At 72.7% G+C, this 11,323-nt stretch carries 10 protein-coding genes; 2 read left to right on the top strand and 8 right to left on the bottom strand.

The features are described 5' to 3' along the window. The first annotated feature begins 82 nt into the window (after positions 1-82). Positions 83-1,330 (top strand): sensor histidine kinase, encoded by a 1,248-nt coding sequence (locus DEJ06_RS13130; RefSeq protein ID WP_111039589.1) that lies wholly within the window; start codon positions 83-85, stop codon positions 1,328-1,330. Then, complete coding sequence (locus tag DEJ06_RS13125; RefSeq protein WP_111039588.1) at positions 1,327-1,989, top strand: response regulator transcription factor; 663 nt, start codon at positions 1,327-1,329, stop codon at positions 1,987-1,989. Before DEJ06_RS13130 ends, DEJ06_RS13125 begins: the two co-directional genes overlap by 4 nt. An 85-nt stretch (positions 1,990-2,074) precedes the next feature. Here DEJ06_RS13125 and DEJ06_RS13120 read toward each other — a convergent pair whose 3' ends face one another. The 8 genes from DEJ06_RS13120 to DEJ06_RS13085 all read right to left on the bottom strand — a co-directional run bounded on the left by DEJ06_RS13120 (position 2,075) and on the right by DEJ06_RS13085 (position 11,248). After that, positions 2,075-2,584, bottom strand: a complete 510-nt coding sequence (locus tag DEJ06_RS13120) for a Dps family protein (protein ID WP_111039587.1) — start codon at positions 2,582-2,584, stop codon at positions 2,075-2,077. 123 nt (positions 2,585-2,707) lie between these two features. Continuing rightward, positions 2,708-3,130 carry an SIP domain-containing protein gene (locus DEJ06_RS13115; protein ID WP_111039586.1) on the bottom strand — a complete coding sequence of 141 codons (423 nt, stop codon included), beginning with the start codon at positions 3,128-3,130 and terminating at the stop codon, positions 2,708-2,710. A gap of 29 nt (positions 3,131-3,159) precedes the next feature. Continuing rightward, positions 3,160-3,804, bottom strand: coding sequence for a TetR/AcrR family transcriptional regulator (locus tag DEJ06_RS13110; RefSeq protein ID WP_111039585.1), 645 nt, complete (start codon positions 3,802-3,804; stop codon positions 3,160-3,162). Next, complete coding sequence (locus tag DEJ06_RS13105) at positions 3,801-5,897, bottom strand: CocE/NonD family hydrolase (protein WP_111039584.1); 2,097 nt, start codon at positions 5,895-5,897, stop codon at positions 3,801-3,803. Before DEJ06_RS13105 ends, DEJ06_RS13110 begins: the two co-directional genes overlap by 4 nt. Next, a complete protein-coding gene (locus tag DEJ06_RS13100; RefSeq protein ID WP_111039583.1) occupies positions 5,894-7,741 on the bottom strand; it encodes an ABC transporter ATP-binding protein in 1,848 nt (615 codons plus the stop codon). The genes DEJ06_RS13105 and DEJ06_RS13100 overlap by 4 nt, the downstream gene beginning before the upstream one ends. Further along, complete coding sequence (locus tag DEJ06_RS13095; RefSeq protein ID WP_111039582.1) at positions 7,738-8,625, bottom strand: ABC transporter permease; 888 nt, start codon at positions 8,623-8,625, stop codon at positions 7,738-7,740. Before DEJ06_RS13095 ends, DEJ06_RS13100 begins: the two co-directional genes overlap by 4 nt. Beyond that, positions 8,622-9,650: an ABC transporter permease gene (locus tag DEJ06_RS13090; RefSeq protein WP_111022881.1), complete on the bottom strand. Its 1,029-nt coding sequence runs from the start codon at positions 9,648-9,650 to the stop codon at positions 8,622-8,624. The genes DEJ06_RS13095 and DEJ06_RS13090 overlap by 4 nt, the downstream gene beginning before the upstream one ends. Next, positions 9,647-11,248 (bottom strand): ABC transporter substrate-binding protein, encoded by a 1,602-nt coding sequence (locus DEJ06_RS13085; RefSeq protein WP_111039581.1) that lies wholly within the window; start codon positions 11,246-11,248, stop codon positions 9,647-9,649. The genes DEJ06_RS13090 and DEJ06_RS13085 overlap by 4 nt, the downstream gene beginning before the upstream one ends. Positions 11,249-11,323 lie beyond the last annotated feature (75 nt).

Genomic DNA, 11,323 nt, shown 5'->3' with positions numbered 1-11,323 from the left:
CCACAGCCACACCCGCCACAGCCACCGCCATCGCCATCGCCCCCGAGCCCTGCCTCGTCCGAACCGGAGAGACCGCCCGCCCGTGACCGTCGTCCCGAAGCCCCGACCCGCCTGGGTCCGGCCGGCCGTGCAGATCGGCTTCGTCGTCGTCGTGGTGTCCCTGTTCGCCGTCGCCGCACCCGTGACCGCGGTGTTCTACGGCGTCCCCGTGCCGCTCGCGATGCTCGCGACCGCCGTGCTGTCGGCGAGCATCGGCCTCGCACCGCTCGTCCCCCGCACGGCGTCGGTCGCGCACCTCGCCGCCCTCGCCGGCCTCGGCATCCTGACGGCACCCGGCACCGTCGGGCCCTGGCCGGTCTCGGTCACGAGCATCATCGGCCTGAGCGTGCTGCTCGTCGTGCTGGGTGTCCGCACCACCTGGCTGCTCACCGCGGTGGTCTGGGTCGCGGCGACGCTGCTCACCCTGCTGCTCACCGGCGTGACGCCCGACCGGTGGGGGCAGGTCGACGTCTGGGCGACGAGCTTCGTGGTGAGTGCCGGCGACACCCTCGTCGTGGCGGCCGCTGCGGTGGTCATCGGGCAGCGCCGGACCGTGCGCGAGGAGCTCGCCGCCGCCCGCCGCGACACCGAGCTCGAGCAGGCCCGACGCCGGACGGTCGAGGAGCGCTCCCGGATAGCCCGTGAGCTCCACGACGTCGTCGCCCACAGCATGTCCGTCGTGCACATGCAGGCCGAGTCCGCCCCGTACCGCGTCGCGGACCTGCCGCCGGAGGCCCGAACCGAGTTCGCCGCGATCGCCGAGACCTCGCGCACGGCCCTGCGGGAGATGCGGCAGCTGCTCGGCACGCTGCGTGGCGACGCCGACGCCGAGCGCGCACCGCAGCCGCGGCTCGCCGACCTGCACGCGCTCGTGCAGGCCACCCGCGCGGCCGGCATCCCCGTCGAGCTCCGACTCGACGAGGGGCTCGACCCAGACCTCGACGACGTCGACCGGCTCGCACAGCTCACCGTGTACCGGGTCGTGCAGGAGGCTCTCGGCAACGTGGCCCGGCACGCGCCCGGTGCGACCACCGTCGTGACGGTCGGGAGGCACGGGCCGGCCCTCACTGTCGAGGTCGCCAACACCGCGCCACCGGTCGGCAGCGTGCCCGGTGCGCCGCCGGACGACGGCGGCTTCGGCCTTGCGGGGATGCGCGAGCGCGTCGCCGCGCTCCGCGGCACCATCGACCACGGGCCGGACCCGGACGGCGGCTTCCGCGTCGCCGTCCGCCTGCCCACCCGGCCCGCCGCGACCACGTCGCAGCCGACGGGCGACGGGGGAACGCGATGACGCGGGTGATGGTGGTCGACGACCAGCAGATGTTCCGTGTCGGACTGCGGGCGATCCTCCAGGCCCAGGACGACGTCGAGGTCGTCGGCGAGGCCGCGAACGGGGCCGAGGCGGTCGTGATGGCGATCCGGCTCCGGCCGGACATGATCCTGATGGACGTCCGGATGCCGGAGCTCGACGGGATCGAGGCGACCCGGCGGATCACCGCGGCGCCCGCGGAGTCGCCCGTCCGCGTGGTGATGCTCACGACGTTCGACATCGACGACTACGTGTTCGACGCGCTCCGTGCCGGGGCGAGCGGGTTCCTGCTCAAGGACGCGAGCGCCGAGGAGCTCGTGCAGGCCGTGCGGACCGTCGCAGCCGGCGACTCCCTGCTCGCACCGAGGGTGACCCGGCACCTCGTCGAGGCCTTCGTCGCCGGTCCGCAGCCGACGGCCCCGCGGACCGAGGTGCTCGACGTGCTGACCGACCGGGAGCGCGACGTGTTCCTGCTGATGGCGCGGGGGCGGTCGAACGGTGAGATCGCGGCGGAGCTGTTCATCGCGGAGCAGACCGTGAAGACCCACGTCGGCCGGGTCCTGGCGAAGCTGCAGCTGCGGGACCGGGTGCACGCCGTCGTGCTGGCCTACGAGAGCGGGCTGGTCACGCCGTCCGCGTGAGGTGCGGGCCCGAGATGTGACCGCAGACGGACGGGAGGCCCGGTGCCAGTGGCACCGGGCCTCCCGTCAGAGGTGTGGTCGCGACTCAGGCGGCGAGGTGCGCCTGCAGGAACCAGCGGTCCTTGGTCAGCGCGCGCTCGATCTCGATCGCGACGTCCTGGCTGTTGAGGTCGACCTCGTCGAGGCCGTCGACCGCACGGCGGACCTGCAGCAGCGCGGCGTCGATCTGGGCGATCACCTCGGTGATGGTGACGTCCGAGTTCTGGAAGCCCTGCGACAGCGGCGGCAGGGTGGTGTTCGCGGCGACGGTAGCGATGCGCGAGTCGACCGGCAGGCCGAGGGCGACGATGCGCTCCGCAGCCTTGTCCGCGTAGTCCTGCGCGTGCTCGACGATCTCGTCGAGGAGCTCGTGCACGCCGACGAAGTTGCGGCCACGGACGTGCCAGTGGGCCTGCTTGCCGTTGACGACGAGCGCCTCGAGGTCGATGACGACGGGGGCGAGGAACTGCGCGACCCCGGCTGCGAGCTCCGGCGTGGTCGAGAACGGGGACGTGGTGCTGGTGCTGGTGGTGGTGGTGCTGCTCTGCGTGGTCATGTCGTTTCCTCCTCCGTCGTGGCTACACCCGCGTGCCTGGCCCTGTCCGGACCGGCGCGGTGCTGCCGATGGTCACAACCATGCCCGCCTCTCTTGCATGCCGCAAGGAAGAGCAGGCTGCCCTTACCCGCCGTACTCGACCTGGACCTGCTGGCCGGCGTCGGTGAGTTCGAGCTGCACCATGGACCGTGCGCGCTCGGTCCACGGGCTGTCCGCGCACCCGATCCAGACCGAGGTGCGGGGCTCGCAGCCCGTCACGCACCACTCGGCGGCCCAGCCGGTCAGGGCGTGTGCCAGGGCTTCGCCGTGGTCCGCGAAGACCAGCGGGGCGACGGCCGAGCTGCGGGCGCTCCGGACCAGCCAGGTGACGGTGACGCGCGGCGGAGCCGGCAGGATGCGGATCTGCTCGTCGAGGGCGACCTCGACGAAGACCTGCCCGTACGCGTTCTCGGGGAGTTCCTCGAGCTGGCGGTGGATCTCGACGAGGTCCTCGGCACCGCCCGCGATGAGGATGCGTTCGCTGGGCTGTCGCCGGGTCCGTGCCATGTGGCAACGGTAAGGGAAGCCTTACCTCATCACAAGGGGGAACGACCGGTTCCGGCGATGTCCACAGCGGGCACACCGAGTTCGTGCGACAGGAACCGCCACATCCAGGACAGGGCGACGGTGTTCGTGAGCCCCGGGACGCCCTGGGCGATCTGCGTCGCGACGCCGTCGCTGTACGCGGCGAGTTGCAGCGCGACGGTGTCGGCATCGACGTCGACGAACACCCCGGCCTCCACCCCGCGCCGGATGACCCGCACCAGGCACGCCTCCCAGACGCGGATGCGTTCGGCGTACTCGGCCGCGACCTCGGGCCGTCGCACCACCGCGGTCCAGTAGTCGGACCAGATCCGCCAGTGCTGCCGGACCTGCTCGGTGTCGCCGAACAGCGGTGCGACGAGCATCCGCAGCCCCACCAGCACGTCGGGTTGGGCGTCGACGGCCGCGACGATGGCGCCGTAGAAGCGCTCCGTCTCGAGCACCACGACCTCGTTGAGGATCTCCGCGACACTGCCGAAGTGGTACGTCACGGTGCCGACGGAGACGCCGGCCTCGGCCGCGATGTCACGCAGCCCGGTGGCACCGACGCCGTTCCGGACGATCACCGCGCGGGCGGCCTCGACGATCATCGCGCGTCGGACCTCCGGCCGCTGCCGGACCCGTGCCGCCGCGGTCACGCCGACGTCCGTGGGACGTCGTCGACGAAGGTCTGCTCGGTGACGAGCACCTCGGCTTCTTCGGGTCCGCCGTCGCGGGCCCAGGCGCGCACGGTGTTGACGACGTGGAAGGTGTCGGCGTCGGCGGTGACCTCGGAGGTCGTCTCGAGGCGCGCGGCCCACTCCGGCTTCGCCAGCCCGATCGCCCAACGGGAACTCGCCCGTGCGCTGGTCGGGTCGTCGGAGCGGATCCGGTACGTCTCGCGGGCGTCCTCGGTGAACACGAGGCCGTCCGGGTAGACGCGCCCGCCGCCGTACCCGGGGTCGACGTCGAGCGTCCACTCCCCCGTCTCGACGTCGTGCGTCACCGTGCGCTGCGGCAGCGGGTCGGCCGGCGCGACGCGCTCGATCACGAGGGGCTCGGACCGTTCGGGCTCGGCGAAGACCACCCCGTCGTCGGTCGACCGGGTCCAGGTGGGCAGGGTGACGCTCGAGGCGGTCGGGTCGATCGTCACGGTGGCCTCGACGCCGTGCGGCCACACCCACGGCCAGTACGACGAGGAGACCGCGATGCGCAGCCGGTGTCCGGCGGCGAACCGGTGTCCGGTCGAGACCAGGCGGACGGGCAGTTCGGCGGGCGTCCCGGGTACGAGCACGTCGTCGCGGTCCATGCCGTCGCGCTTCGCGGCGTTCAGCACCCCGCGTGTGACGAGCGTCGACGAACCGTCCGGTGCGACGTCGCAGAGTCGGACGGTCAGGGTGGCCCGGGGCTGGTCGCTCGTGACGGACAACCGCACGAGCACGTTGCCGAGCAGGTCGAACGCCTTGCCGACGGGCAGGTCGAAGGTGACCGACCGGCCGTCCTCGGCGCGCTGGTCCGGCGGCAGGTCGGTGGCGTTGCCGAAGGGGAAGAACCGACCGGCGTCCACGCCGGTGTGCTGCGGCGACCGCACCACGACCGGTCCGAGGTCACCGCCCCGCAGGGCGGCGAGCGGCAGGACGCGCTCGTGGGTCGCGGCGGAGGGCCACGCCTCGGCACCGATCCAGCGACCGCGGCGACCGGCGTAGTACGGCGCGGGGGCTTCGCCCTCGTTGATCCAGGCCCGCAGTGCGGGGTCGTCCTCGACGCCGGTGTCCACCCCGAGCAGCCAGCGGTCCCACCACCGCAGGGTCTCCTGCAGGAACCCGATCGACGGACCAGGCGCGAGCCCACGGTCCGGGTACTGGTGCGACCACGGGCCGACGATGCCCTTCACGGGGGCGCTGACGTGGTCGACGAGCCGGAGCACGGCGTCCCGGTACGGGTCCGCCCAGCCACCGACCGCGAGCACCGCGGCGCGGATGCCGTCGTAGTCCTCGGCCGCGCTGCCGTGCCGCCAGTAGTCGTCGCGCTCCTGGTGCGCCAGCCACACGGGCGTCATCGGGCGGTTCGCCTCGAGGCGTTCCCGCCAGCGGTCGATCCACCCGGCGCCGACGACCTCGGGCCGGGGCGGCCGGGAGTTGAAGGCGAACATCGTCGCGCCCCAGGCCGCCATGTCGATGCCGAGCACGGCGCCGCCGACGTAGTGCACGTCGTTGTCGTACCGGTCGTCCGTCGAGCAGACCGTCACGATGGCCTTGAGTGCGGCGGGTGCCCGGGCCGCGAGCTGCAGCGCGTTGAAGCCGCCCCACGAGATGCCGAACATGCCGACGGCGCCGGTCGACCACGGCTGCTCGGCGAGCCAGGCGATCACGGCCTCACCGTCGAGCAGCTCCTGCTCGCTGTACTCGTCGTCGAAGAACCCGTCGGACGAACCGGTGCCGCGGATGTCGACCCGCACCGAGGCGTACCCGTGCTGGGCGTACCAGGGGTGCCGCTCCGAGTCGCGCGGTGCGGTCCAGTCGTCGAGCCGGTACGGCAGGTACTCGAGCAGCACCGGCGTCGGGTCGCTGGGCGCACCCGATTGCGTCGGCGACTGCGACGGCGCCCAGATCCGGGCGTGCAGCCGGACACCGTCGGGCATCGGGATCCACTCGTCGCGGACCGTCACGCCCGCGGGCAGCGAGCCAGGGTCGCCGATGGCGGTGAAGGTGGTGGCGGCGGTGCCGTGGTCGGTGCCGTCGTCGGTGGTCATGCGTCCTCCCAGTTGCGGGTGCGGTGTCCGTCGCCGTGGTCGGTCCAGCCGTCGGCGTGCCGCCAGCGCGGCACCCCGTCACCGACGTCGGGCAGGGTCGTGCTGCCGGGTTCGAGCGTCGCCGCGAGCAGCGTCGACGTGTACGGGTGGTTCGGGCCGGTGAACACCCGCTCGGTCGGTCCGATCTCGACGATCCGACCACCGGTCATCACCGCGACCCGGTCCGCCACACCCCGCACCACGGCGAGGTCGTGGCTGATGAACAGGCAGGCGAGGCCCCGCTCGCGCTGCAGGTCGGCCAGCAGCGCGAGGATCCCCGCCTGCACCTGCACGTCGAGCGCGGTGGTGATCTCGTCGGCGATCACGAGCGACGGCTCGGCCGCCAGTGCGCGCGCGATCCCGACGCGCTGCCGCTGCCCACCGGACAGCTGCGCGGGCAGCCGGTCGGCGAACTCCGGCCCGAGCCCGACCTGGCTGAGCAGTGCCCCGACGCGCTCGCGCGAGGACGAGCCGCTGAACAACCGGAGCGGCCGCGCGACGGCTGCACCCACGGTGCGCCGCGGGTTGAGCGACGTGTCCGCGTTCTGGAACACGAGCTGCACGGCACGCCGCAGGGCGGGCGCGCGGCCGGCGATCGGCTCGCGCAGGTCGCCGCTCGTCGTGCCGTCGTCGTACGTGAACGTCCCCGACTCGGCCGGCACCAGGCCGGCCAGCGCCGTCGCGAGCGTCGACTTGCCGCTGCCGGACTCGCCGACGACGGCGAGCGTCTCGTGCGCGGCGATCGTGAACGAGACCCCGTCGACGGCGGCCGGCAGGCCGCGGCCGTAGCGGATCACCAGGTCGTCCGCGGTCACCACGGGGCGGGCTGCGCGCTCGGGAGGCACGGTGCCGGTGGCCGTGGAGCCGACCGTCCCGGGGGCGGTCGCGTCCAGGGCGTCGCGATCCGCTCCTCTCCCCATCGGCACGGCCGACTCGCCGCTGGCGCGTCGATCCGGAACCGGCGACGTGGGCCCAGGCCGTCGCCCGTCCGGCACCGCGGCCAGCAGGGCGCGCGTGTACTCGTGCTGCGGCGCGGCGAAGAGCGCCGCGGTGGCGGCGTGCTCGACGACCTCGCCGTCGCGCATCACGGCGATCTCGTCCGCCATGGCGGACACCACCCCGAGGTCGTGGCTGACGAGCAGGACGGCCATGCCGAGCTGCCGACCGAGGTCGGCGACCAGGTCGAGGACCGCGGCCTGCGTGACCACGTCGAGGGCGGTGGTCGGCTCGTCGAGGACGAGCACGCGCGGCCGGGCGGCGACGGCCATCGCGATCGCGATGCGCTGCTGCTGCCCGCCGGACAACTGGTGCGGGTACCGGCGGACGATCCCGTCGGGGTCCGGCAGCCGGACCAGCCGCACCAGCTCGGCGACCCGTTCGGGGCCGTCGGGCTCGCCGTGGGCGCGGAGGGCCTCGCGGATCTGTTCGCCGACGCGCATCGACGGGGTGAGCGCCTGTCCGGCGTTCTGGGCGACGACCGAGGCGGTGCCGCCGCGGAGCGCCCGGCGGCCGGCCGGAGACAGGGCGAACACGTCGGCACCGTCGACGCGGACCGTCCCGCCGTCGATCGCCGACCCGGCGCGCAGGTGTGCGAGGAGCGTCCGCGCGACGGTCGACTTGCCGCTGCCGGACTCGCCGACCAGGCCGAGGGTGCGACCGGCCTCGATCGCGAAGGAGACGCCCCGGACGACGGTGACGCGCCGTTTGCCGGCGGCGTACGAGATGGACAGGTCGTCCACGCGGACGATCGCGTCGGGCACGGTCGCCGTCGCGGCGGACGTCGTGCCGGTGTCGGTGCGGGTCATGCGCTGACTCCCTGCTTGGCGCGGTCGACGCCGAGCGACTTGCTCAGGCCGTCGGCCGCGAGGTTCAGTCCGATCACCAGCGTGGCGAGGGCCACGATCGGGGCGAGGGTGCCGAGCGGCACCACGGTGAGCGCGGTGCGGTTCTCCTGCACCATCAGGCCCCAGTCCGGGGTCGGTGGGTTCGCGCCGAAGCCCAGGAAGGACAGGGACGCGACGAGCAGCACGATCCACGAGGCCCGCATCGCGTACTCGACGAGCACGACGTCGAGCACGTTCGGCAGGATCTCGCGGAACACGATCGACAGCGGCCGCTCGCCCCGGGCGCGGGCCGCGGTGACGTAGTCCTGGGTGATCACGGTGCGGGCGGCGCCGCGGACGACCCGGGTCACCGCGGGGGCGTAGACGACCGTGACGGCGAGGACGATGACCCAGAGGCCGGCGTCGAAGACCGTCACGACGACCAGGAGCGCGAGGATCGACGGCACGCTGAGCAGGGCGTCGACGACGCGCATGACGACCTCGTCGAACCAGTTGTCGGCGTAGGCCGTGACGCAGCCGAGCACGGTGCCGACCGCGACGGCGATCGTGGTGGCGAGGAAGGTCACGGACAGCGCGTACCGGCCGCCGTTCAGCGTGCGGGAGAGGACGTCACGCCCGTACTGGTCGGTGCCGAGCCAGTGCGTCCACGTCGGACCGGCGAGCACGTCACCCGCGTTCGTGGCGACCGGGTCGTGCCCGGCGATGACCGGCGCGAGCAGGGCGAGGACGACGTGCAGGGCGATGAGGCCGAGGCCGATGCTCAGCGCCGTCGACCCGCGCAGGGGTGCGATCGCGCCGGCGAGCACGTCGCGTCCGACGCGGCGGCGGGGTGCGGTGGCGGTCATGCGGCGGCCTTCCTGGTGCTGCGGGCGCTGCGGGTGCGCGTGCGCGGTCGTCGCTGGCGGGTCCGCAGTTTCGGGTCGAGTGCGAGCGCGACGAGGTCGGCAGCAAGGTTGCAGACGACGTAGATCAGGGCGCTCAGCAGGGCGATCGCCTCGATGGTGGGCAGGTCGCGGTTGAACACCGACTCGAGCATGAGCTTGCCCATCCCCGGGTAGTTGAAGACGTTCTCGACCACCACGACACCGCCGAGCAGCCACGCGACGTTGAGCGCGACGACGTTGAGCGTCGGCAGCAGGGCGCTCGGGACCGCGTGCTTCCACACCACCCGGCGCATCGTCAGGCCCTTGAGCTCGGCCGTCGTGACGAACTCCGACGCCATCACGTCGATGGTCGACGAGCGGGCCGTCCGCACGATGTAGGCGGCCATCGCGAGCGTCAGCACGATGATCGGCAGCCAGATGGTGGGCAGCAGCTCGGCGACGGTGGCGTCGCTCCCCCGCAGCACGACGGCGGGGAAGACCGGCAGGCCGATCGCGAACAGCAGCACCAGCACCGTGGCGACCATGAACTCCGGCACGCTCATCACGACCAGGCTGACGATCGAGATCACCTTGTCGCTCGGACGGCCGCGGCGGACACCGGCGACGACACCGAGCGTCAGGGACACCGTGACGCCGACGAGCATCGCGGGCACGGCGATGAGCATGCTGTTCCGGAAGGCCGTGAACAGCGTCGGGGCGACCGGTTCGCCGCTGACGAGCGAGGTGCCGAAGTCGCCGTGCACGGCGCCGCCGAGCCACTGCAGGTAGCGGAGCCAGACGTTCTGGTCGAGGCCGAGGGTCTCGCGCAGTTGCTTGACGGCGTCGGGGGTGGCGTTCTGCCCGAGCAGTTGCTGGGCGACGTCACCGGGGAGCGCCTGCACCGCGAGGAACACGAAGAGCGAGGCGAGCACCACCGTCAGCACGGCGATGCCGACGCGGCGGAGGACGGGGACGAGGACGTCCGACGGCGTGTTCGTGGTCGTCATCGGCGCAGTCCGATCCGCAGGTAGTCGAACTCGAAGCCGTACTCCGAGTAGTTCACGACGTCGCGGGACAACCCCACGAGCCGGTCGCCGAACATCGGCGTCATGTCGGCACCGTCCTCGACGACGAGCCGCTGGGCGTCCTGGTACAGGCTGAGCCGCTTGGCGTCGTCCATCTCGGCGCGGGCGTCGTCGAGCAGCCCGTCGAAGGTCTCGTTCGACCAGGCGCTCTCGTTGTACGACGACCCCGAGCGGAAGATCTGGTTGAGCAGCTGGTCGATCGGCCGCCCCGTGAACCAGTAGCTCACCATGAGCGGCTTCTGCATCCAGATCTGCGTGTAGTACGAGTCCGAGCTCGCGTTGCGGACGGTCAGACGGATGCCCGCGTCGGCGACGGCGTCGCGGTAGGCGACGGCCATCGGGGTGAACACCGACTCGTAGCTCGACGTGTAGATCGCGGCGCGGAAGTCCTCGCGCCCGGCCTGCTTGAGCAGCGCCCGGGCCTTGTCCGGGTCGTACTCGCGATGGTCGTCGACGAACGCGGCGAGCTGCGGCGGCACGGGGTTGTCCCAGCCTGCCGAACCGGTGCCCTGCAGCGCGGTGTCGACGATCTTCCGGGGGTCGTAGGCGAGCTTCATCGCCTGGCGCACCCGCGGGTCGCTGAACTCGTCGCTCGTGGCGAGCATCGGGATCGTGTACCACTGGGCGTTCTTCGACCGGGCGACGGTGGCGCGGTCGGACGCCGACACGACCCGGGCGGTCGCGAAGTCCAGGTTGGTCTGCGAGATGAGGTCGATCTGCCCGGCGAGCAGGGCGTTCACCCGCGCGGTGGTGTCCTGGATCGAGTAGAAGTCGATGCCGTCGAGCGCCGGGCGGCCGGCGAAGTGGTCCGGGAACGCCTCGACGCTGCCGGCACCGGCGGGGGTGAACGACGACAGCCGGAACGGCCCTGTCCCGATCCCGGTGCGGCCGATGTCGGCGATGGCGTCGGCCGGCACGATGTAGCACTGGTAGGCGGTGAGCAGCGACGGGAACTCGGCGTTCGGCTTCGTCAGCGAGAAGCGGAGCGTGTACGGGTCGACGGCGCGCATCGAGTCGGCGTCCATGACCTCGCCGAGCACGCCGGCCTGCGGGCTGCCGGTCTTCTCGTCGAGGATGTGCCGGATGCTCGCGATGGCGTCGTCGGCGGTGAAGCGGGAGCCGTCGTGGAAGGTCACGCCCCGGCGGAGCGCGAAGGTCCACTCGGTGCCGTCGGCGTTCGCGGACCACTCCTCGGCCAGGTCCGGTACCGGGGTGCCCTGCTGGTCGAGCTTGACGAGCCGGTTGTACAGCGCGCCGAGGTACTCGTAGGCCGACAGCGAGCTCGCGGAGTCGAGGGTCTCGGCGGCGGACGCGGCGGGTCGCGCGATGCGCAGGCGTCCGCCGCGACGGGCGACGCCGGTGGCCGCGGCCTCGGGGATCGTGGGGGTGCCGGCGGTCGCACCGGAGCTGCATCCGGCGAGCGTGAGCAGGCCGAGGCCGGCCAGACCGGCGGCGCCGGTGATGAGCGCCCGACGGCTCGGACCGTGGGCATTGCGGGGTTCGGGGACGATGGGCTGCATTCGGGGTGACCCCTCCTGTAATCGTTCCGGTGAACGATAGAGGTCCTCGGCCGATCCCCCAAGCCCGCTCCTGAC

The sequence above is a fragment of the Curtobacterium sp. MCLR17_051 genome (assembly GCF_003234395.1).
Classification (GTDB): domain Bacteria; phylum Actinomycetota; class Actinomycetes; order Actinomycetales; family Microbacteriaceae; genus Curtobacterium; species Curtobacterium flaccumfaciens.
The sequence above is the reverse complement of the archived record's forward strand: the minus strand, read 5'-3'. Positions and strand labels throughout refer to the sequence as shown.